The organism is Candidatus Tisiphia endosymbiont of Piscicola geometra, from assembly GCF_964026415.1.
Lineage (GTDB): Bacteria > Pseudomonadota > Alphaproteobacteria > Rickettsiales > Rickettsiaceae > Tisiphia.
Genome location: NZ_OZ032144.1, coordinates 261,886 through 286,308, shown reverse-complemented (window position 1 = coordinate 286,308; position 24,423 = coordinate 261,886). Strand labels below are relative to the sequence as shown.

Annotated in this window: 19 protein-coding genes; 15 read left to right on the top strand and 4 right to left on the bottom strand. The window is 32.8% G+C overall.

What is annotated here, in order from left to right:
* The first annotated feature begins 165 nt into the window (after positions 1-165).
* The gene (locus AAGD26_RS01350) at positions 166-1,335 is read left to right on the top strand and encodes an FAD-dependent oxidoreductase (protein WP_341751917.1); all 1,170 of its coding nucleotides are present in this window, start codon (positions 166-168) and stop codon (positions 1,333-1,335) included.
* A gap of 494 nt (positions 1,336-1,829) precedes the next feature.
* Positions 1,830-2,429: a bifunctional (p)ppGpp synthetase/guanosine-3',5'-bis(diphosphate) 3'-pyrophosphohydrolase gene (locus AAGD26_RS01345; RefSeq protein ID WP_341751916.1), complete on the top strand. Its 600-nt coding sequence runs from the start codon at positions 1,830-1,832 to the stop codon at positions 2,427-2,429.
* Positions 2,430-2,471: 42 nt separating this feature from the next.
* Here the strand turns inward: AAGD26_RS01345 and AAGD26_RS01340 are convergent, their stop codons facing one another.
* Complete coding sequence (locus tag AAGD26_RS01340; RefSeq protein ID WP_341752281.1) at positions 2,472-3,884, bottom strand: phosphomannomutase/phosphoglucomutase; 1,413 nt, start codon at positions 3,882-3,884, stop codon at positions 2,472-2,474.
* 57 nt (positions 3,885-3,941) lie between these two features.
* Here AAGD26_RS01340 and tsaB point away from each other — a divergent pair, with 57 nt between their 5' ends.
* On the top strand, positions 3,942-4,766 hold the full coding sequence (gene tsaB / locus AAGD26_RS01335) for a tRNA (adenosine(37)-N6)-threonylcarbamoyltransferase complex dimerization subunit type 1 TsaB (protein WP_341751915.1): 825 nt from the start codon (positions 3,942-3,944) through the stop codon (positions 4,764-4,766).
* Positions 4,767-4,800: 34 nt separating this feature from the next.
* Here tsaB and AAGD26_RS01330 read toward each other — a convergent pair whose 3' ends face one another.
* Both AAGD26_RS01330 and AAGD26_RS01325 read right to left on the bottom strand, forming a co-directional pair.
* Positions 4,801-6,120, bottom strand: coding sequence for a hypothetical protein (locus AAGD26_RS01330; protein WP_341751914.1), 1,320 nt, complete (start codon positions 6,118-6,120; stop codon positions 4,801-4,803).
* A gap of 57 nt (positions 6,121-6,177) precedes the next feature.
* Positions 6,178-7,851, bottom strand: a complete 1,674-nt coding sequence (locus tag AAGD26_RS01325) for a ribonuclease J (protein WP_341751913.1) — start codon at positions 7,849-7,851, stop codon at positions 6,178-6,180.
* A 63-nt stretch (positions 7,852-7,914) separates the two neighbouring features.
* On the opposite strand from AAGD26_RS01325, the gene AAGD26_RS01320 reads away from it, so the two are divergent.
* The 6 genes from AAGD26_RS01320 (at position 7,915) to AAGD26_RS01295 (ending at position 13,144) form a co-directional block, all read left to right on the top strand.
* Entirely contained in the window at positions 7,915-8,583 is a 669-nt protein-coding gene (locus AAGD26_RS01320) for a phosphatase PAP2 family protein (protein ID WP_341751912.1), read from the top strand.
* Positions 8,574-9,341, top strand: a complete 768-nt coding sequence (locus AAGD26_RS01315; protein ID WP_341752280.1) for an NAD kinase — start codon at positions 8,574-8,576, stop codon at positions 9,339-9,341. Before AAGD26_RS01320 ends, AAGD26_RS01315 begins: the two co-directional genes overlap by 10 nt.
* 593 nt (positions 9,342-9,934) lie before the next feature.
* Positions 9,935-10,105, top strand: a complete 171-nt coding sequence (locus AAGD26_RS01310) for a hypothetical protein (protein WP_341751911.1) — start codon at positions 9,935-9,937, stop codon at positions 10,103-10,105.
* Positions 10,095-10,538, top strand: coding sequence for a DUF2335 domain-containing protein (locus tag AAGD26_RS01305; protein ID WP_375331754.1), 444 nt, complete (start codon positions 10,095-10,097; stop codon positions 10,536-10,538). Before AAGD26_RS01310 ends, AAGD26_RS01305 begins: the two co-directional genes overlap by 11 nt.
* A gap of 37 nt (positions 10,539-10,575) precedes the next feature.
* The gene (locus AAGD26_RS01300) at positions 10,576-12,447 is read left to right on the top strand and encodes a patatin-like phospholipase family protein (protein WP_341751910.1); all 1,872 of its coding nucleotides are present in this window, start codon (positions 10,576-10,578) and stop codon (positions 12,445-12,447) included.
* 136 nt (positions 12,448-12,583) lie between these two features.
* A complete protein-coding gene (locus tag AAGD26_RS01295) occupies positions 12,584-13,144 on the top strand; it encodes a MepB family protein (protein ID WP_341751909.1) in 561 nt (186 codons plus the stop codon).
* A gap of 271 nt (positions 13,145-13,415) precedes the next feature.
* On the opposite strand, the gene AAGD26_RS01290 is transcribed toward AAGD26_RS01295, so the two are convergent.
* Positions 13,416-14,558, bottom strand: coding sequence for a glycosyltransferase family 4 protein (locus AAGD26_RS01290; protein WP_341751908.1), 1,143 nt, complete (start codon positions 14,556-14,558; stop codon positions 13,416-13,418).
* Positions 14,559-14,647: 89 nt separating this feature from the next.
* Between AAGD26_RS01290 and AAGD26_RS01285 the strand changes: the two genes are divergently transcribed.
* The 6 genes from AAGD26_RS01285 (at position 14,648) to AAGD26_RS01260 (ending at position 24,325) form a co-directional block, all read left to right on the top strand.
* On the top strand, positions 14,648-15,562 hold the full coding sequence (locus tag AAGD26_RS01285; RefSeq protein WP_341751907.1) for an NAD-dependent epimerase/dehydratase family protein: 915 nt from the start codon (positions 14,648-14,650) through the stop codon (positions 15,560-15,562).
* Positions 15,559-17,922 (top strand): glycosyltransferase, encoded by a 2,364-nt coding sequence (locus tag AAGD26_RS01280; RefSeq protein WP_341751906.1) that lies wholly within the window; start codon positions 15,559-15,561, stop codon positions 17,920-17,922. The genes AAGD26_RS01285 and AAGD26_RS01280 overlap by 4 nt, the downstream gene beginning before the upstream one ends.
* Positions 17,923-18,037: 115 nt before the next feature.
* Positions 18,038-18,934, top strand: coding sequence for an Rpn family recombination-promoting nuclease/putative transposase (locus tag AAGD26_RS01275; RefSeq protein WP_341751905.1), 897 nt, complete (start codon positions 18,038-18,040; stop codon positions 18,932-18,934).
* 150 nt (positions 18,935-19,084) lie between these two features.
* Positions 19,085-21,058: a UvrD-helicase domain-containing protein gene (locus tag AAGD26_RS01270; protein WP_341751904.1), complete on the top strand. Its 1,974-nt coding sequence runs from the start codon at positions 19,085-19,087 to the stop codon at positions 21,056-21,058.
* Positions 21,059-21,213: 155 nt separating this feature from the next.
* Positions 21,214-23,028, top strand: coding sequence for an aspartate--tRNA ligase (gene aspS / locus AAGD26_RS01265; protein ID WP_341751903.1), 1,815 nt, complete (start codon positions 21,214-21,216; stop codon positions 23,026-23,028).
* Positions 23,029-23,050: 22 nt separating this feature from the next.
* Positions 23,051-24,325 (top strand): MFS transporter, encoded by a 1,275-nt coding sequence (locus tag AAGD26_RS01260; RefSeq protein ID WP_341752279.1) that lies wholly within the window; start codon positions 23,051-23,053, stop codon positions 24,323-24,325.
* Positions 24,326-24,423: the final 98 nt, after the last annotated feature.

The following is a 24,423-nucleotide window of genomic DNA, read 5'->3' as shown; positions in this document are numbered from 1 at the left end:
GTTGTATTACATCATCATCCACCACGGTTTCACCATATAATTAATATTGTGACATTAATACAAAAATTCTACTTTTCTTGTATGTAGAATAATACAATTATTCTTTACTAAAATGCACCAATATCTATATTAACTCTAAATTAAATTTTTTTAAAGGTTACAATTGTGCTCAAGAAAATTAAGGTACTTTGCATTGCTACTCTGATGGTTATAACACCAACTTTAACAATGGCAATTAGTGGTGAGGTTAGAAAAATTACTCCACCAAAATTAGACACTGCATATTTGGGACAAAAAATACTTTGTTATCGTCCAATGAGACATGGTTCTCCTAAAATGAGTGTAGAGGAAAAAGATAGTAAAATAATCGCTAATAACTATGGGCATGGTGGTAGTGGCTGGACTCTTGGACCTGGTTCTGCTGAGTACGTTAATAACTTACTTATAAACTCAAAATATGCAACTGATCTTACAAAAGATACGCCAATTACCATTATTGGAGCAGGCGTCTTGGGATTGTTTACAGCTTATGATTTAGAACAAAAAGGTTTTAAGAATATTACGATTGTTGCAGAAAAATTTGATGGACTGGCTTCTAATAATGCGGGTGGCTTACTTGCTCCAGTATCTATGGATAATGATCAAGAAATACAGACAGTTCTTCAGAAAATAGAAATTGATGCTTATAAATTTTATGCATCAATCGCTAAGAAACAGCATCCACACTTTAAGGAAGGAGCTATCATTGTTCCAACTTATTTTAGAACTCGGGAAGAATCTGGTTTAGAGCCTTATGTTGGTAAGGTCATGAAACCAGCAAAAGAGGTGACAGTTGACTTTGATAATGGTACGACAAGGAAGATGATTGTATATGATGACGGTATTTTTATGGATACAGGCATACTTATGGCAGAACTTAACGAATATTTAAGAAGTAAAAATATTAAGTTTGTACAGAAAAAAGTTAACTCATTTGCTGAACTTGATGGAAAATTTATCTTCAATTGTACTGGACTTGGTGCTAGTAAGCTTAATAATGATGAAAAATTGGTGTCAGTCCAAGGTCACTTGATTATGCTTAAAGATCAAAATCCTAAAGATATACAATATATGATTTTGACTCGTTGGGATGAAGGTAAAACTAAGTCTGGACAAAAAATAGAGCGTGATTTTTATATTTTCCCAAAACATATGCCAAATACTGGTGTGAATGATGTAGGAGTCATTGGTGGTACTTTTATTGAAGACGCAACACCTGAAACACCTAATGACGAGGAATTTGGTGTTATACTAAAAAATGCTAAAGAATTTTATGGGATTAAACAAGTCCCATAATTAGGGTCATTTAAAAGTTGTAACTAATGATAGAAAAGTTTGTTTTTTAAAATAGACCTCCTTCGAAACTCTACTTCTGCTGAGGGATTTGAAGGAGACGCTTCACCTCGAACCACAGCGTATACTGCTCGTAAATGAAGAGTTGGTAGACGATAGTATAACTTCAAGAAGAGCTAGGCAGTAGCAAAGTCGAGCAGCGTAGCGTACATTAGTACATGAGCAGCTTCGATCTTTAGACACGACAACGCCAATTCTTGAAGTTCACCGAGTATACTCTAATTCCGTTACGGATTCGAGTACCGCATCATTGTCCAAATCACCAGCAGAAGTAGAGTTTCGAAAGAAGTCTGTTCTTAGTAGGTATAATTGCCTATATACTTATTCAATAAATAACTTTCTATCAATTGACAAGCTTATTTTTATTTGTTAGCATCAAAGACTCCATAACATTATTTTAAAAACAAATTCACGACAACTTAACTAGAATATCAAATATGCAATTTCAAGATACTAACGATTTACATAAAATAGCCGATATTATTAGTACTAAGCTAAGTGAACATGATATAGCAGCAACAACATATTATAGATTAAAAGACCCTTGTTCTGCCTTAAATAAGATGATACTAAAGACTAACGAATTAAAGGATCTAGTTGCTTTTAGATTTATAGTTGATAAGCTAGAATATTGTTATAAAGTGTTAGATATTATCTGTGGCATCTATTCTGTTAAAACAATAGAGAAAAAGAATTATATTGATTATCCTAAAGATAATGGTTATCGTTCCTTGCATATTGTTACGAGTGTCGGCAACCCTAGACGTGATGTGGAAATGCAGGTACGAACCAATGAGATGCATGATATAGCAGAATTTGGTACAGCAAATCACCATGAATATAAAAAGATACAGGCAGCAAAGATAAGAGAGTTACTGCCTAGTGGCATGTTGAATGTGGCTGCTATTAATACTGGGCTAAATAAAGCGTACGACATCTTTACCAATTTTAATTGGACTATACAAGAACTTATTGATTATGAGCAAACAATTATAAACCTTTATCGTATTTATCAAGACAACTTGCGTAAAGTATGAAGTGCATAGTGTTATTGAGTAGCTAAAATATTTTCGGGTTAGCTATAGCTTCAAACCATGTTTGGCTAGTAAAGATGAAAGCTCTAGTTTTAGACTATTTAGTTTTTCCAAACTATCTGATTCATATTTAGCAATAATTTTAGCTTCAGTATTTGAAGCTCTTAGTAACCACCATGCATACCCTTGAGATTCATTGGGCATATTATGTGAGTCAACCCTTATACCATCAATATCGTTAAAAGTGATATTTCTACTGTTTAAATCCTCTTTTATTTGCTGAATAATATCAAATTTAAGGTTATCTGATACAGAAATCTTAATTTCAGGGGTACTATAACATTTAGGTAACTCATCTATCATATCGTCCAAAGTTTTTTTTGACCTTGATAGTAAATCAACAAACCGTAGGGCAGCATAAATTGCATCATCATATCCATAATATTTATCAGCAAAAAATATATGACCACTAGTTTCACCGCCAAGTAACGCCTTAGTTTTTTGCATCTTATCTTTGATAAAGGAATGACCTGTTTTCCACATTATCACATTTCCACCATAGGACTTAATTTGATTAAATATGCTGCTACTTGATTTGATATCCATTATAATAGTTGCATTTGGATTTTGCTCAATTACATCTTTTGCCAATATAGCAAGAATTTGGTCGCCTAAAATTATTCGTCCTTTCTTACTTATAATGCCTATACGATCTCCATCCCCATCGAATGCAATACCAATATCGCAATCCTGAGTCTTAACTATCTCTATTAGTTGTTCTAGATTCTTGGGAATAGTTGGATCTGGGTGGTGATTAGGAAAATTACCATCAATTTCTGAATTTATAACGATATTTTTGTTGGGTAATCTTAATGCTAATAAGTCAATAATATTTCCAGCCGCACCATTGGCAGGATCCCATGCGACTTTTATTTGAGGTTCTATAGTTATTCCTTGCAAAATCCTATCTAGATATTTATCGGTAACATTTAAATTGCGTATATTACTTAGTGCTAGAAAATTTTTTGGTATAATAAGATTGGTGGACCAATCTTGACTTAGAATATTATTCAGTAAATCTTGTATTTGTTGGTCGAAAAAAGACTCTCCTTGTGATAACAACTTAAAGCCATTATCATCTTTGTGGTTATGGGATCCTGTTATCATTATGCTAGCTTGTGGCTTAAATATTTTATCAGCAAAATATAAAACAGGGGAGGGTACAATACCTATTGAGGTAACCTTCCCCTTAGCTGAAATAATACCATTAACCAAAGCATGGTAAAGGGCAGGGGAGCTTAATCTACCATCACATCCTATAAATATTTCATTCCCTTGCTTTGATATATGCATTTTGGTAAAACAAAAGCCAATTTTATAAGCAATAGTTGGATTAATATCTATTAGACTGCTGCCACGAATGTCGTACAGTCTAAAAATTGTTCTATTTATTTCCATTGTCATTATAATTGAGTATACTTACAAAACTTGAAATCATAGCAGTATATATTATAAATGAAAATTTTAGCATTTGATACGGCAAATAATAGTGCATCTGTTGCAATCTCTGAAGATCAGATTATTCTAGCCTATATTGAGGAATTAAGGTCTTCCATGCAGGCTGAAACTATCGTGCCAATGATTGAAGAAGCATTGAAAATAGCAAAGCTTTCTTATCATGACCTAGATTATTTAGCCGTTACAAACGGCCCGGGTAGTTTTACAGGCATTAGAATAGGCTTATCAGTGGCAAAAGGCATTTTGCTAAGTACAGATATAATAGGCACTACTATATCTAATTTTGAGTTTTCCTGGTGGGGAGCCAGCAGGCAAGTAAAAAATTATGATAAAATTTTTATTTTTCTCAATGCATATAGAGGGCAATTATATAGCCAAGTTTTTGACCAAAATGAACAAGCTTCTATTCCGTCACTGATAAATTATGACCAAGCTGTGGAATTATTAAATACAGAAAATGCTGCTATTAATGTCTGTGCAGGTAGTGGGGTAGAGATGATATACGACAAGATTAGGGATATAAAAAATTTAACAATCTTACCTCGTTTTACTAGAGTTAAGGCACTGCATATATGTAAATATATAGCCGATAAAATAGACCTCTTGCGTAACTCTACTTCTGCTGGTAATTTGTGCGTCGATCCGGCACTCGAATCCTCACGTACATTTGAGTACGCTGCGGTTCAAGGTGAAGTGTCTCCTGCAAATTCCCTAGCAGAAGCGAATTTCGCAAGAGGTCTAATAAGGAAGCACAATTTCTCTAACTCCATAGAACCGTTATATATTAGACCAGCTGATGCGAAGATTAGACTTCTTACATAATTCTACTGCTGCAAGAAGTCTATTAAAAATTTTCCTAACCTCTTCCTTTACCTTCTGTTTTTTCATTATGTGGAGGTGGTGACGTTGGTGCTTTAGATGACATATGTGATTTTGCTTTTTGTCCGACAAATTTTGCCTCATTCTTCAATTGTTCAGCCAATGGTAGTTTGCTCTTGTCATCAGAATATCCATGCCATTTGTCTTTTAAATATTCACAAATTCTTTTAATAAAATTCTTCCTTGGTATTATCGTATTCGATGATGCAGCTTGATCATTTACTAATTGCTTAGTAAATTTCTTTACTGTATATTTATTTGGATTATCGATAAACTTATTTAACTGTTCCGCAGCTTTTTTAGCAATGTCATTAACGGATTGTGAACTTAATTTCCCTGTCTTTGTATCTTTTTGAGTTGCAATTGCTTGACCAATTTGTTCTATCAATACGTCAGCTAAAGCCTCTGTAGCACCATTTGCTTTTTTAAATGCGCTTATTGTTTCCGGCTTCACTCTTTCATCTGATATGATTTCTGCAACTCTTTCTTTCATATCTGTTTTATATTGATTTTCATTAAGAGGAGCAGTTAATAATTCTTTCGATAAAGCCTTATTGCTATCAATAATTGCTTGAGGGGATTTTTGCTCACAATTTGTTTGGATTGTTTGTATATCGCCAATAAATCGATCAGCAATCTTACCAGTACCAGCCACATCAATTACTACCTGCGTTTTTGGTTCAATATCTCCTACTTTTCCTAACGTAGCGGTAATATTTACAGCCATATAATCTTGACTATTAAATTCCGTACCCATCATCTTCCTAAGGTTACTCTGTGGCAAGAAAGCACCCATACTACAATCAAACATGAAATTCTGTCCGCCAATATATGATACGTTACGATCTTTATCTATAGTGATCTTGGACATACTACCATCTCTTAGCCATTCATTCGTAGGATCGCATCCATAGTTATTAAATGCTTTAAATCTTAGTGGAGTCAATCCACCTATACCACCAGCTATACCCCCTTGGTGATTTGCAGCTAAAATATATTTAGTTTGTTTTTGTGATAAATGATAATCTTTTGTTAATATATCATGCAGATCTTGATAAGTTACCTTATAGTCCTGATCTTTACCTAACTTACACTGATCTATTAAGTCTACTAGTTTACCGTCTTGAGATTCAAGATAGAAACCGCGGTCTATATCATTGTTAACCTGCTTTTCACGAGATTGAGGATTGTTTTGATAATCTTTGTCATGTTTAGGATCAAAGGACTCTGCCATATATTGTAAGTCTTTATCTATATTTTCTGCAGCATCATCAGATGTAAAACTATATGATTTCATAATATAATATCTCCTTAGTTAACTTGCATTCAATAAACTAGATTAATAAACTAGTTTTCAATAAGCTTTTTCCACATTGACTATGATAATGGGTGATTTATTTATCTCATGTTTCAATGTCTTACGAATAGCCGATCTTACAGCATTCTCAATCTGTTCATTGAGAATGTTACCTTTTGATTTCCTCTGAATTTCTATCGTTTCAGCAATATCATCTTTAATCATATTAATTAGCTGTGCATCATCGTCAGAGTCAAGAAGACCCGGCATAGATAAAATAGGTCTGCAACTAAGGCTACCATTTTTATTTATTACCAAACTTGCCACTACTATACCAGAATCACGCATACGTCTACGAGTTCTAAAAATCGATGAGTCTGCTGGTAAAAGATAATTGCCGTCTACAGCTAAATAACCTGTTGTTACCTTGGATAAAATACGAGGATTATGAGGATCAAGTAATAATAAGCTACCATTTTCGACTTCAACAGCATGTTTTATACCGTTTTTACGAGCTAATTTCGCGTGTTCATGTATATGTACCGGCTCACCATGCACTGGTACACAAATCTGAGGTCTAATTAGAGAGTACATGTGTTTGAGTTCGTCAATTGATGGATGCCCAGAAACATGTACAAAGTGATCTCGTTCAGTTACCACTTCAATTCCTGACCTCACAAAAATATTAAACATACGGAAAATTTTCTTTTCATTGCCGGGAATAATTTTTGAAGAAAATATAATTGTATCTTTAGGAGCTAACTTTATACTATGGTGACTATTATTTGCCATTTTTGCAGTAGCTGCTAGAGGCTCACCTTGGCAACCAGTAGCAATAACTAAAAGTTCTTGCCTTTTAAATCTTGCTATATCTCGTTCATCGATCAAAGGGGCAATATCTTTCATATAACCACTTTCCTGTGCTGCAAGCAAAATTCTATGCAAACTTCTTCCCGATAGGACAACTTTTCTTTTTGCCATCTGACCTGCGTGAATTAGAGTCTCAAGACGAGCCAAATTTGAGGCAAAAGTTGTTACCACAACCATCTGAGAGCAACCTGCTATAATATCTACTAAACTTTTACGCACTTCTCCTTCTGAACCAGAAGTTCCTTCATTAAATACATTAGTTGAGTCACAGACTAAAGCTAGAACCCCTTCATCACCATAAGATTTTAGTAGAGCTTCATCAGCTTTCTTACCAAGTACCGGATCATTATCAAATTTCCAGTCTCCTGTATGGAGAATATTGCCAGCTTGTGTACGTATCATAATCGCCTGCATTTCTGGAGCTGAGTGGGTTAGCGGTATCATCTCTAGTTGGAATGGATCAAGATTTATTTTTGCCGAAGGCTTTACTTCATGAATTTTTATAGTTTTAGCAAAATCATATTCTGCTAATCTAAGTTTTAGAAAATTTGCTGTAAAGGTAGTGGCATATATTGGACATTCTAGGCTACTCCACAAATATTGGATTGCTCCCAAATGGTCTTCATGTGCGTGAGTTAGAACTAAACTTACTATATCTTTTTTATAGCGTTCAATAAAGCTAATATCAGCAATTATCATGTCAACACCTGGTAAATAATCATCGGCAAAACCGCTACCGCAGTCAACCATCAACCATTTTCCTTGATAATGATATAGATTGACATTTATGCCTATTTCATTTGCACCACCAAGTGGTAAAAATAGTAAATCATTTTTATGGTTTTTAATGTTGAATGACATATTAACTTCTATATGATGTAGGATTTAAGTATACTTTTATAACTTATTTTTGGCTTTTAGTCTATGATTAATACTAATTTAGTTTATACTAGTATATTCACCTTTGGTATAGTTTTATTATTAACTATACTATTTCCTAATTTGGATATAGATTTCTCAAAATTATTCTACGACAGCAATAATGGATTTATCTATCGTAACAATAATATTGTACAATTATTATTTGAAGTTATTCCAATATTAACTACTATACTGACTATAGTAATATTATTATACCTACTTTACTTAATTGTTAAGTACAAAACTTTTAATAAGCTTATTATTTCAGGGGGTTTTTATATAATTTTATCTACAGCAATAGGTCCTGGACTACTAGTAAATTATATATTTAAAGAAAATTTTGGTAGGGCTCGTCCGCTGCAGATTAAAGAGTTTAATGGTACAAAAAATTTTACTAGAGCCTTCTCAATCTCTAATGAATGTTTACATAATTGCTCATTTTCATCAGGCCATGCAGCTATGGCGTATAGCTTAACTAGTTTTGCTTATGTTGCTCCTTTGATATTTTTCTCAAGAATTTATAGTATCACATTGATTTTTGGTACATTAGTTGGACTAAGTCGTATATTAATGGGAGGACATTTTTTAAGTGATGTACTGGCTTCATGTGTTGTTATACTAATAATTAATCATCTATTATATTTATGTTGGCAAAAACTAAAATTAATTTAAATAAAATTGCGATTGTTTATAATAGTGCTAAAAAATCATTAGAGCTAGTTAGACAGCTTGAACTAGTTTATAAGTTTTGTAAGGTAGAAGAAGCAGAAATAATTGTTGTAGTTGGAGGGGACGGAGAATTACTACATGCGATACACCGTTATATGCATCTTGATGTTTCTTTTTATGGAATTAATTCTGGTAACATTGGGTTTTTAATGAATCCAGTTATTGTTGAAAAGTTAATGGATAATTTACAAGAATCTATAATTTCTCATTTATACCCTTTAAAAATGCAAGCCGAAAGCATAGACAATAAAACCTATACTGCCCTAGCTATTAATGAAGTATCAATATTTCGTAAAACCAACCAAGCTGCTAAATTCAAGATCGAAATTGATCAAGTTGAGCGTATGAGTGAATTAGTAGCCGATGGGGCAATGGTTGCAACCCCAGCTGGCAGTAGTGCATACAACTTATCTGCTGGAGGTCCTATTTTGCCACTTGAGTCAAACGTATTATGCCTCACACCAATTTGTCCTTTCCGTCCAAGACGCTGGCATGGTGCGTTACTACCATTTTCTACTACTATAAAGTTTGAAATCTTAGAAAGTAATAAAAGACCAGTAAATGCAGCTGCAGATTTTCAAGAGTTTGATAATATTAAGTCAGTATTAATTAAATCTGTAAAAAACAAGAAGATAAAGTTACTATTTGATAAAAAAAATAGCCTTGAAAATCGAATTATTAAAGAGCAATTTAATGAGTAATTCACCTTATGTATAACATAAAAGTCATAGGGAAAATAGCCTAGAGCTATTAGCGAGGAGTTACTTTGGTGACACCCCCCCCTAATGGCGATGATTACTTGAGCCTACTATATATAGTCAATTGATGAGAAGTTGGTGACGTCGTCACTCGTCGCTCACCTATTACATATAGGCGTCGCTCCATCGCTCCTAGCACCAAATCCTCCTGAATTGACTATAATTTATTACATTGAACTGAGGTTAAAAAAATAATTTTTATCAAAACTAAAGATTATTTCTCCCATTTTTCTTAAAGCTTTGTTATAATCACTCTAGGTGCTGTGAACCTAGTATCATAGTATCTTACATTTTTCTATAATCGTCATAGCAAGGCTCTTTAGATGCCGTGGCGATCTAGGTAAACAGCGAAGCTGTTTTTTTAGAGTAACGCTTCGCGTATCCTAGATTGCCGCGTTGCTGCTTTTTCGTGACTCCTCGCTAATAGACGCTCGGAAGGACTCTTAACAGTAGTGACATAAAAAATGTAAAATTGCTATGACCTAGTATACTTAAACTTGCATACTTGCTAATCTTATAATTTAATATGAGAATAAATGAATAAAGAATTTGTAAGACATTTCCTAATAGGCTTTTTTAGTGTATTTAAAATATCTCAAACGACAGTAAGAAAAAAGCTAGAGACAGATTTACTTGAATACTTTATTAGAGTAGAAAAAGATATTAATTCAACATTTCAAGAAATAAGAAAAGAATATGAAAGATAGTAAAAGTTTTTTTGCTAATAACAATAGGTTGAATAAAGGATATTTAAAAGTTAGTAATCCTAAGGAGTCGGATAATAGCTTCTATAGTAAGAAGTTTGCACATGTTTTGCCACCTGTAGATTTAATGGCAGAATATGAAAATATTTATCCAGGAACATTGACAAAGCTAATTGCCATGGCAGAAAAAGAGCAAGTACATAGACATCAGATGGATATTAAAAGTATTGAGGTTTATGAAAGCGTAACAAAAAAAGGTAGAATAAGTAGCATTATATTCATGATAATGGTCTGTATTACTACTGTAGTTTTGGCTGTATTGGGACATTTTATAATTGCCAGTATTTTCACGGTTTCAGTATTGTTAGGCATAGGAACTGGCGTATTCTTGTCTTCTGCTAAATTTACTAAGCGGAAAGACTATACTAAAAGGTGAAATTATATAAGAATCTTATAATAATTGAGTAAAGATTATGAGTAAATTACAAAAAGAAATGCAAGAAAGGCAGCAAAGTCCTTTTAAATATGTGGCTTTTAGTGGTGGTGGAGCTAAGGGGGCTGGATATTCTGGTGTTTATGAGGGTTTGAATGAATCTAAAGTAATTGAAGGGGTAGAAGCAGTTGCAGGATCATCGGCAGGGGCAATAGCTGCTGCAGTGACAGCATTTGGTATACCACCTAAAGAATATGAAGCTATTTCAAAAAATACAAACTTCAAAGATTTACTTGGGACTCAAGGATTTTCAATTGGTCCGGTACCGCTTAGCAAAGATGGTACTCCATTATACGAGCTTGTAGATAAGACTATAAGAAAAGGTGCTTATAATTTTTTAAAGGGCAAAAATTTTGTGGAACTTGCTACAGCGAGATATGAAAGGATTTCAGAAGAACTGAGAGAGTTAGACAAAAAAAGGCAAGATCTTTTAAATACGATTGAAACATTAAAACAACAAGATGATAGTAATAGTCAGCAGATTGCTGATATAAATGAAAATATTCAAGGTTTAGATTTTCAGGAACAAAATTTTAAAAAACAATCCAAGAAAATTCAAGCTATAATAGAATCTAACGGGAAAGAATTCATTGAATTAACAGACAAATGTCAAAAGGGTGGTGAACTCCTTTTTAAGGATTTAGCTCTTTTAAGACTTCTTGATCCAGTGCAATTTAAAGACTTATTAATTACTGCAGTAAGGCGAGATGATAGTACTTTGCAAATTTTTAGTGCTGAAAATACTCCTGATGTTCCAATTGCTAGAGCTTGCCATGCTTCCGCTTCTCTTCCTTTAGTTTTTCAACCTGTAAAAATTGATGGTGTCGAGTATGTCGATGGGGGGTATAGAGACAATACTCCTATAGACTATTTCCCCGAAAATGACAGTAAAGTCGATGTTGCGGAAGAGTTGGATGGTTTTGAGAATGTTACCCTAGCAAAAAAGCAAGGTAGGGTTTTAGCTCTTGCCTTCGGTAGTGGTATGGATGATTCAGCAAATATTGCTATATATAGTGCTAAGAATTTTGAAGGTCCAAATGCCCTAGTGAAATTTTTAATTGATGTAGTATATAAAATGCTAGCTAAAGTTGGTGGAAATCTTATACACACAGAAACTAATAAAAAGACTTTTGATGATTTACGTGAGAATGCATTAAATACGGTTGCATTAAATACTCAAGGTATATCTACTCTCAGCTTTGATGATGCTGAAAAATATGCAAGTTACTTACATATTAAAGGTCGTTTTCAGACTTTGGAGTATTTAGATAATTTTGAACTTGGTAAAGGGGTAGATAAAGCATTTGAACAACAAAAATTTCTCCTAAATGTTTATGAAGTTTATGATAATGAAAATTTGAATAAAACTTTTTTTAATAAGCTATTAAATCACATAGCCCCACCCCCACCGGAAGAAACTAAAAAAAAGAACTCTTGGCAAGATCGTGATGTTATGCGAAATCATCAAGAAAAAGCTGACACATTGTTATCTTTTTGTACGGAAGAACGCTGGAAGGGGAAAGATAACAAGGCTGTATTAAAAGAGTATGTAATAGTTGCAGCAACTGCACGCAATAATGAACTTAGAAATGATACCAAGTCTATAGAATCACTGATTAAGACCTTAAATAATCCAACAACACCGAGTAAAATTAAAAATGATTTTGTAGAATTATTAGCTATTGATAAAAAACAAGATCAGAGATTTGATACAAGTAAAAGTCCAGCAAAGAATATTACTGAGTTTAAGTTTACAAAAGAAGATTTTAAAGATTTTCTAGGTAAAAATAAAAGTGAGGCATTTCGAATTAGTAGTGGAGGAAAGGGAGTAGGGCAGGCTAAGGGGGGATGACCATAAATATGGAAATTAATTATGGGAATAATTATGCAAATTACCACGTCTATTATCGAAGAAGTAGCGAAGCACTACGAAGCAATCTATTTTTGGTTACTTAGCTATTCTCAACTTTTAACAAATCTGTGGTACTATGGTAAATAATCTTATTTGTAATCCTACCAGCAAACCTTGGAGTACTAATGATTTAATCCACTCGGAACTTATTACATCGAGAGATCTAATATATAATCCATGTCAGTTTATATGTTCTGAACCAGTAATGGAAAGTGAAAGTATTGCATATGGAGCCTACATGTTCAAGTTAAATTCTATGAATGTTAGATTTCGTGTTGCTAAGATTACTCCTACAAAAATTGGTCAATTTGTAACACTATGGAAGAGAATTGGGAATGGATCAATCCAGCCATATGATATTGCAGATTCAATTGATCTTTTTATTGTAACAACGCGTAAAAGAGATAAGTTTGGTCAATTTATATTTCCACAATCTGTTTTGTATAAATATGATATAGTCTCGCATAATAACCAAGGTGGTAAGAGAGCAATAAGGGTATATCCACCTTGGGACATTGTTATAAACAAGCAAGCTAAAAAAACTCAAGCATGGCAACTAGAATATTTTTTAGAAATTCCAAGAAATAAACCAATTAACTACGCAAGAGCACAAATGCTTTATAATCAAGTTAAATAGTCATTACTAATTTTGGATCAAGGCAATAGATTGGCTTGCCTATGTCTAATCTCTTGATTGCTGCATTGCAGCTCCTCGCAATGATGGTGGTACTCTTACTGACAAAATATTTGTGGGTAATGCTAAGAAATAGGCTTTTCGTAGTGACGTAAGTTTGGTATATAGTTAAACCTATTGAATTAGGTGATATAAATAGAAAAAATATCATTAACCTTTAAGAAATTATTGTTATATTCTTGTCACCTAATATTACAGGTTTTACTATAAATACTTATTCGGGATAGTCGTAGAAATTAACCATCTTCTCAGATATTAATTGGCAATCATATTTTTCTAAAATATCTTGTCGAATTTTTTTACCTAGGTGTTTTCTAAGTAGAGGCATAGTGATTAATAGCTCCATAGCTCTTGCTAAATCTTCTGTATTTTGCGGTTTAACTAATAATCCGTTTATTTGGTCTTGTATTAATTCTCTACCACCTGGGGCATCAGTAGTAATAATGGCTCTACCATATGCTCCAGCCTCTAAAAGACTACGACTTAGCCCTTCACGGTAGGAAGGTAATACTGCAATATGTGCTTTTTTCCATATTTCTTCTATATTTTTCTGATAACCAAGATATTTGATATATCCTAGATTTTGATAGTCTTCTAATATTGATTGTGCTATTGATTGCTTATTATCTTTATCAGGTTCGCCAACTAACCAAAACTCAGCATCTATACCTTTTTGTTTTAATATTTTTGCAGCATATATAAATTCATATATACCTTTATCAATAATCATTCTAGCTACCAATGCCACCACTATTTTATTACCTAGTGGTTCTAGAAGAAAAGGAAACTTTTCAGTTTCTATACCAACGCTGCATTGTTTAACAATTAAATTTTTGGGTGCTATAGCTAATTTTACCAGTAAGGCTAAATCATCATCGTTTTGTACGACAAATAACATACTTCTATAATATCCTATTATGGATATTATTCTAACTATAATGCTTCTAACTAATCTTAGCAAAAAATTGCTACTTATAAAAATTAAACCCATACCAACAAAAGTGTTAATAACTTGCGGTAAACCCTTCTGTTTTGAGCATATACTGCATAAGAAGGCAGTTATACTCCCATAAAAAATTGGTTTTATAGTAAAATTATGCAATATATCCGGTTTCTCTTTATTTAATATGCTAATTAACTTGATTAATAATAATAAATCAGTAAAAGGGTTGATACTTCCACGCTTTATTGAAATTGGGATTACTTGTAAACCATGCTGTTCTATCTTATCTTTGAATTCACTAATATTTGTTAACACTTTTACTTCATAGCCTTGCATTTTAGCAGTTAAAGCAATTGGTAGAAGATGGGCATAAAAGTGCCAATCTGTATTTGTGAAAATGATAATTTTTTTCATTTGCTTTTCTTAATAATAATTCTATAAATATACCTATAGAGCAAATACCCACTTAATTATATCATAAAAATTAATTGCACTAATAGCATATGTCAAATTATTTAGTTACTGGAGGTGCTGGTTTCATCGGTTCACATCTTGTTAACTTACTAGTAAAAGAAGGTAATCAGGTTGTAATATTAGATGATCTTTCAACAGGAGATTTCAAGAATTCGTTAAAAAAAAATGTTAAATTTGTTCAAGGGAATATCTTAGATCAAAATATTTTAGAAAAACTATTTAGAAATATTGATGGTTGCTTCCATCTTGCAGCGATAGCAAATGTACAGGAATCAATTGATAATTGGTATCACAATCATCAAGTGAATTTAACAGGAACTATTAATATATTTCTTCAGGCAAGTAAACAGAATATACCCGTTGTATATGCATCATCTGCTGCAGTTTATGGCACAGTAAGTGACTTTCCTTTACAAGAGAATGGTAAGGTAAACCCGCTTTCTCCTTATGCAGCGGATAAATTAGCCTGTGAGCTGCAAGCTAAGGTTTTTGGTGAGCTTAAATCTCTTAAAACCTGTGGTTTACGCCTTTTTAATGTTTATGGTAAAGGGCAACTTAGAGGTTCTGATTACTCTGGTGTAATATCAATATTTAAACAGAAAGTAGAAGAGGGTAAGGAGCTGGTTGTTTTTGGTGAGGGTAATCAAAGTCGTGATTTTATACATGTTTCAGATGTTACCAACATGTGTGTTAGAGCCTTGTCTATTGCGAGTAGCTCAGCCCCTATACTAAATGTTTGTACGGGACGTACCTACTCTATAAATGAACTTATTCAACTAATTAATAAGATTGCTATTGTCAAAGGGGTAAAATATCTACCAACTCAGGCCGGGAGTATAAATATTTCTGTTGGCAGCACAGAATTGGCTCAGCAGCTTTTAAATTATATGCCAGTATATGAGTTAGAAGCTGGATTATTAGAGCTATTTAGTGTAAATTTATGAATTCAAAAGAAACCCTGATTTTAGTATCTGATATTAGGGGATGGGCTTTTGATAACGTCGCTCAATATGTTCAATCTTTGCTAAGCAACCAATATGATTGTCATATTATTTACAGCTGTGATTACAAAACATATAAGGATTTTTTAATCAAATTAAACCAATATACTTCTATTAAATTAATACATTTTTTCTATCGTGGCTATCTGACAGAATTACTAAGAAGCATAGCAGATAATTCTAGTAATAGTAAGGCTACAGGAGAAATATTAGTAAATACTACCATTACCACTAGCATACCTGATCATCTATTTATTGAAAGTGAAAGTGAAATATTAAAAAATTTACCAACTTTCCAATTTATTGATAACTACTACACTACTTCTAAAAGATTATATGATATTTATGTAAATATCATATATTATCCAAAGCCTTGGCAAGTAATTTATGATAATGTACTAATTCATGATGCGGAATCAAGTCATGATGAAGATCATGCAAGTTTAGTTGTAACATGGATTGGTAATAGTTCTTGGGGAAGTTGGTATAGTAGTACTCCTGATTATAAAGGTCTAAAAACAGTAATTATACCGTCACTAGAACAGATGGATAAAGATGGAATTCATATCAAAAGATGTATAGTGGATAAAAATGAGCGAATACGTTCTAAACAAGAAATTTGGGAGATTTTAAAAAAAACAGACATTTTGCTAATAGCATCTGTGCAAGAAGGAACGCCGCTAACCATTATTGAAGCTATGGCATTTGGTTGTGCAATTATTACTACGGATGTAGGTATTGCTAGGGAGGTGTTACCTGAGGTGCAACATGAATTTATAATTAACCGGAATCATACAGGATTTATAAATGCAATAAAAAAATTAAATGTTGAAAGGGAACTATTAGCAAAGATTAAACAACAAAACTGTCTGTCTTATCAAGAAATCTTTGCAAATAAAACTCAAATGCAAAACTTATGGTATTCATTTATAGAAGATTCAGTAAATAATCATACTAAAAAACAGATATTACAAACAAAACAACAAATTTTAAGAAATATAGAGCTTGTTAATAATAAAGATTCTTCCTCTGTAACGTATAGACTACTCTCAAGACTCCTTTCCTTACCCTTTCTTAAGAAAATAGCCCGATTTCTTCTAAAATATTCTTGGGTTAAGTTGCCTGTTAGACGAATAATTACTATGTTCTATTCTTTTTTTTCAAAAAATGACTATGATAATTTTAAAAATTTTATCATCAAATATCAAGGACAAAAACAAGATCGATGTCATTCCAGCAACGGCGGAAATCTAGACCCGCTGCCTCTAGGGCAAAAAGATATGGATGATATTTATGTAATTTATCCTAGCATTTTTCCTGGAGTTGCTAATTCTACTAAAGGATTATTTAATAAAACCATTCCTTTTCCTATGGGAAAACTCAACGTTTTGATAAGTTATATTAACTCGTATTTACCTGACAAAATTATTACTCAAATAGCAAAATTACTTATAAAAACAGGTATTAAAAACTTAATTATATCTGGAGGGCTTGATGTTCATATTCAATTAGTAGAGAAGCTACATGAAATGAAAGGGGATAATTGTTTAAATATCTACTATTTATGGCATGGTTCTCCTGCCCAATGGGTAGGTATTGGTCATTGCCAAACTTTTTATAGATGGTTGAATTTATATAAGCAGCATAAAATTAAATCTATTATCACTCTGAAAAATGGTCTAGAACAATTTCTTATAGCCAATGGTGTACAATCTTATCTATTACAAAACTTCATACCATTGCTGCTAGAAAAAAAGATAATTTCCCGAGAAGCTGGTAAATTTACAATTGGTATATGGAGCACATCAAACATATGGATCAAGAATCTCTACCCTCAATTTGCGGCGATAAGTATGTTCAAAGATCGAGTTTGTTGTTATACTAATTTCTCTTTAGATAACAATAAATATGCTTCTTGGATGATGGAAGATGTAGAACTTAAAGTTTTTCCTGAAAATTTACCACATAAAGAATTAATAAAATTGATGGCAAATACTAATTTAACTTTATACATTACTAATTCGGAATGTTCCCCTATGATAGTTTTAGAAAGCCTAGGTTTAGGAGTACCTTGTTTAGTCGGTCCTACAGCGGATGTTTATGATGATGAATTTTTACGTGATATGTTAACGGTTAACCGTGTTGACTGTCCGTTAACTATATTTAATGCCATAGAAAAGGTTCAACAAAATATTGATATAATCTGTTCTAAGCTACCTGACTTCATTAAAAAATATAATGAAAAAGCTCTTGTTTTAAAAAACTCTTTGCTGACAGCAATAAAAGATAATCATATGAATTAACTATGCTTAACTTCAACCACATTGGTTAATTTAATAATGAAGCTAGTAGTACTATTGATTTTATGCTATATTAGCTTTAATAACTTCACACAGCCTAATAACATAAATAATGATTATGAATAATGATAAACCATTAATTTCCTTTGACTATGCTATTAAATACCTTCTGAAAGATAAAGGCGATTATTCTATAGTAGAAGGTTTTATCTCAGCTCTTCTTAAGACCAAGGGTTATAAGGACGTTAAAATAGTAGCCTTACTTGAGACCGAGAGTAACAAAGAAGATAGTAAAAGCAAAAGAAGTCTAGCTGATGTAATTGTAGAAGACGAAGATCACCATAAATACATTATTGAAATCGAGCGTAATGTTAAGGATTCTTTTATTCATAAGGCATGTTTTAATACCTCAAGACTTATAGTTGATACTCTTGCCCAAAGAGAAGATTATACTCAAATAATCAAGATATTTCATATATCGCTACTCTATTTTCCTATAGGAAATGGTAATGGAGTTATTTACCATGGTAAAACTATTATTCATGAGGTAGAAACTAATGAAAGATTAAATGTGCATATTAAAAATATGGAGACTTCTGAGGTTTTTGATGCTACTAACATCCTACCAGAATATTTTTATATATCAGTACCTCTATTTAATGATCGTTTAGAGAAAGAGATTGATGACTGGCTACATGTCATGAAATATGATGAAGTCCCACCAAACTATCATTCGCCTTATATGAGACAAGTAGCAGACAAGCTGAGCATTCTCAAAATGACCAAAGAAGAGAGGGCAAACTACTCCTATTACCAAAAAAAGCTTTATAACGATAGAGATGAATTGCAAGCTGCTGAAGCTAGAGGAGAAGCTAGAGAAAAAATTGTTATAGCTAGAAATTTACTTAAAGCTGGATTATCAATTGATATCATCGCTGAGTCTACTGGTTTGAGCAGAGAGGAAATCCAAAAATTAACTCTTGTAGCTAACGAACCCACAACTGTTGAAAGTTAAAAAACCGTCTATTAGCGAAGTGCTATTGTAAGGTTTAAACGTCTATTAGCAGTTGTATGGATAACACCGAAGCTGCTTAAGTTAACAAAACGCACACTTGGTAAACTATCTGACTATAACTCCACTAATCTACAATTGTAGTACTAGATCATGACACAACAAAGTTTCCTAAACTCATTAAATCCTCAACAACTGCTAGCAGTGTCCCATGTACATGGTCCTATTCTTGTGCTTGCTGGAGCAGGGACTGGTAAAACTAAAGTGTTAACGACTAGAATAGCCAACATAATCCAGCAAGGGTTAACTCTACCTCAAAATATTCTAGCAGTTACTTTTACTAATAAAGCTGCTAGAGAAATGCAAGATCGAATCAACAAAATGATTGATTGTTATGGGCTAAATATAGGTACATTTCATTCTATAGCAGCAAGAATTTTGCGTCAGCAAGCAGAACATTTGAATTTTAGCTTGAATAGTAGGTTTACTATTATTAGCCCTGATGATCAACTTAAATTGGTTAAAGATATAGTTAAGCAGAAAAATATAGATACCAAAAAATATGTTCCCAAACTTTTACATATTATTATTTCGTGTTGGAAAGATCAGGGATTATTGCCGTATAAACTTTCTGAATCTGATATTAAGCTACCAATTCATAAAGTGGCTCAATTTGTCTATGACGAATATCAGCAAAATTTACTAGCATCTAATGTAGTAGATTTCGGGGATTTACTACTTTACAATAATGAATTGTTTATAAAAAACCCTATAATATTAAAGTATTATCAGGAACAATATAAATATATTCTGATTGATGAGTATCAAGACACTAACGCTGTTCAGTATCTTTGGGCAAGGATGCTGGCAAGTAGCTCAAAAAATATCTGCTGTGTTGGTGATGATGATCAATCTATATATAGTTGGCGGGGTGCAGAAGTCGGTAATATATTACGTTTTGAAAAGGATTTTCCAAATGCTACAATAATAAAATTAGAACAAAATTATAGATCTAGTTCAAAAATTTTATTAGCTGCATCAAGTGTAATTAACCATAATAAGAATCGTCACGGTAAAACATTATGGACTGATAAAAATGATGGAGAAAAAATTAAAATTATATCTTGTTGGAATGATAAAGAAGAAGCAAGATTCGTTGTATCTGAAATTAGCAAGTTAGTTACAGAGGGAAAGTATAATGCAGGATTAGTTGCGATATTAGTTAGAGCAGGTTTCCAAACTAGAGCATTTGAAGAAGTGTTTATTAGTAATGCATTACCATACAAAATTATAGGTGGTCTTAAGTTTTATGAACGAATGGAGATACGTGACCTACTTGCCTATATACGTATCACTTTAAATCATAGTGACAATCTTGCTCTTGAACGCATAATAAATGTTCCAAGGAGAGCAATTGGTAATACCACATTAAAACAAATAAAAGATTATGCGGTTGAACATAATATACCTATTATTGCTGCCATTCGTCAGATGTTACAAGCAGAAATTTTTAAAAATAAAGTCAAAGATAGTCTAAACAAATTTATTAGTAATATCGATAATTGGAGTTTACGATATAGAAATGACCCAGCTATTAATGTCACTAAGTCTTTACTAGAAGAATCAGGTTATCTTGAGATGCTACAAGAAGAAAAAACAGATGAAGCAACTGGCAGAATTGAAAATATTAATGAAATGCTTAGAGCAATCGCGGAATTCGATAATATTCAAGATTTTATAGAACATTCTAGTTTGGTAATGGAAAATGAGGAATTAGAATCAAATTTTGGTGGTTCTGTTAGCATTATGACTCTTCATGCTGCTAAAGGTCTTGAATTTGATCTAGTTTTTCTACCAGGTTGGGAAGAGGGGGTGTTTCCACATCAGCGATCACTAAGAGAGGGGGAAAAAGGTCTAGAAGAAGAGAGAAGAATCGCCTATGTGGGTATTACTAGAGCTAAGAAAGACCTGTATATTACTTATGCAGAAAGTCGTTTTATGTTTTATGAAATAATAAGATCCTCTCCTTCTAGGTTTCTTGGAGAAATACCAGGTAATGTTTGTATTAGAACTTCTTCAACCAAACAACTTAATTATTTAGGGACAAAACACAAAGTTTCTTTTTAATCTTTATAAAATTATTTCATAAATGGTATTAGTGTATTCAAATTTTATGATATATTGTTTACAAGTTTTAAGAGAAATTTAGCTTGCAAGGATGAAGAAGCTTATTGCTTAATGGAGATATTTTTATATAATCCTTTCATTTTAAGAGATATAGAATGCATAAATACAGGACGCATAATTGTAATGAATTGCGATTAAAGGATGCTGGGCAAAGGGTAAAATTATCCGGCTGGGTACATAGAAGAAGGGATCACGGTAATTTAGTCTTTATTGATCTTAGAGATCATTTTGGTATAAGCCAGTTGGTATTTACTGATCAAAATCCAAGTTTAATGGATGATGCTAGTCGGTTAAGGTATGAATCAGTTATAACTGTTGTAGGTAAAGTGATAGCAAGGAGTGATGAAACAATAAACGACTCGTTAATGACTGGTAAAATTGAAATATTGGCAAGTGAGTTTATAGTTGAGTCTAATGCTGAAAATTTACCATTGTTAGTCAATTCTGAACAAATTTCTCCCGAAGAAACTAGGTTAAAATACCGTTTCCTAGATCTTAGGCGTGAAAAATTACATAATAACATTATGTTAAGATCGCAAGTTATTGCTCACGTGCGGCATCTGATGACGCAAAAAGGGTTTACGGAGTTTCAAACACCGATTCTAACAGCTAGTTCACCAGAAGGAGCTAGGGACTTCTTAGTTCCAAGCAGATTACATCCTGGTAAATTTTATGCATTACCGCAAGCTCCTCAGCAATTTAAACAATTACTGATGGTATCAGGATTTGATCGCTATTTTCAGATAGCCCCTTGTTTTAGAGATGAAGATGCTAGGGCTGATAGGTCACCAGGTGAGTTTTATCAGTTGGATGTAGAGATGTCTTTTGTTACGCAGGAAGAGGTATTTAATACCATTGAGCCGGTAATGTATGAGATATTCAGCAAATTTTCTGATAAAGAAGTATCAAATACACCTTTTGTACAAATTCCATATGAACAAGCAATGTTAAAATATGGTTCTGATAAGCCGGATCTTAGAAACCCACTGATCATTGCAGATGTTACAGAATTATTTAGAAATTCTAACTTTGCTATTTTTAAAGAAAATATAAAAAATGGCTCTGTTGTTAGAGCTGTGCCAGCTCCTAAAGCTTCTGCTTTACCTAGAAGCTTCTTTGACAAAATGGCAGAATTTGCAACTTCCGAGGGAGCAAGCGGGCTTGGTTATATCCAGTTTCTAGAAAATGGACAAGCTAAAGGACCTATTGTTAAATTTCTAACAGATGAGCAATTATTGAATTTAAAGTCTTTAGCGAATCTACAAAATGGTGATGCTGTCTTCTTCTCTAGTGATAAAGCTGATAAAGCATCTAAACTTGCTGGCAAGCTACGAACTAAATTAGGGGAAGAATTAGACCTACTTAAAAAAGATTGTTTTGAGTTTTGTTGGATAACAGATTTCCCATTTTATGAATTAAATGAGCAAACCAAAAAAATAGATTTTAGCCATAACCCATTTTCTATGCCACAAGGTGGCATGGAAGTGCTAGAATCAGCCAAAACAGTAGATGATTTACTAGCCATCAAAGCTTATCAATATGATATTGTTTGTAATGGTATCGAGTTATCTAGTGGTGCAATTAGGAATCATAAACCGGAAATAATGTATAAAGCTTTTGAGATTGCCGGATACTCCCCGGAAGTTGTTGATAAAAAGTTTGGTGGTATGATCAGGGCTTTTAAATTTGGAGCCCCTCCACATGGCGGGATAGCCCCTGGAATAGATAGGATGGTTATGTTATTAACTGATTCAACTAATGTTAGAGAGGTAATAGCTTTCCCACTAAATCAGCAAGCGGAAGATTTATTGATGAATGCTCCTGATTATATTGATGAAAAAGCTTTAAAAGAGCTTAATATTAACTTAGCACCTTCAGTTAGAAATAAATTGTTAACTGAAGGCTCTTAAACAGAGTACTAAAGAGCAGTATATAGTGAAAAAAAAAACAAGAAATAAAATTATCGGAGCATTTCTAGGTACAATAGTTGAATATTATGATTATGGTTTGTATGGTTTCTCTGCTGGTATTATGGCAGCAAAATTCTTTCCAAATACTGATTATCTAACTAATCTAATAAATGTTTTTGCTATTTATGCGATAGCATATTTATCAAAACCTATGGGATCACTGATTTTTGGCCGTATCGGAGACTTGTATGGGCGTAAAACTGCATTAAGTATAACCATCATAGGTATTGGAATACCTACTATGGTTATAGGCTTCCTGCCAGAATACTCATCTATTGGTGTGTGGGGTGCAATAATTTTGGCTTTGTGTCGCTTTATGCAAGGTTTTTTTATAGGTGGAGAATATGATGGAGCGGCTATTTATGTTATCGAACATTTAGGGGAGAAATACCGATATACAGCTTCAGCAATAACTCGTTGTACTGGGGTTGTAGGTTTATTACTAGGGAATGGGGCAACCAATTTTTTTAATGCCCATATTTTTCTAGATTGGAGTTGGCGTATTCCTTTTTTCTTTAGTTTACCTTTAGCTTTAATCGTTTTATATTTTCGCCGAACATTTGATGAAACACCGGAATTTAAAAAGAATCAAGACAGTAAAACGAAGACGCAAAGCTTAGCTATTTTAATTAAGAAGCAGTGGCGAGTTATTTTGATGGCAGTGTTTCTTGCTGGTGGATTTGGTGCGACTTATCAAATATCCGTTATGTTTATGAAACAATATTTGCCTATGATCCTACCGCAAACTAGTTTCATTATTAGTACATTTTCAGTTTTAATAACCATATGTTTTGCCATTCCTATGCCTATTGCTGGCTTGTTAGCAGATCGGCTTAGTCAAATGTTAGTATTTAAGTTTAGCTTATTTGGTACTATTGTATCTAGTCTATTATTTATTATATCCGTTAACTATCAGATGGTTAATTTAGCTTTGGGTTCTTGTTTAATGCTAGCATGTTTTGTTGCTCCTTTCAATGCTCTTTCGCATGGTATAATGACAAAAGCTTTTGCTGTCAATGATCGTTATCGTGCAGTAAGTCTTGGTCATAATATTGGGTCAATGTTGATGTCTGGCAGCGCTAATTCTGTTTGTTTAATATTAATGAGATACCTAAATTTTCAATTATTGCCAATCATATATCTTATGTTCTTTGCAATATTAGCATATTTCATGGCAAAATGTTTTGAGAAAGATTATAAAAACAAAATTAAGTTGCAAATTGATATCAATTTATAAAATTATACTACTATAGTTGTAGTACTAGCGTCAAAACAATATCATCCCACAACTCTGTTGAAAGTTAGTAAATACAGCTTCTTTATACGTCTATTAGC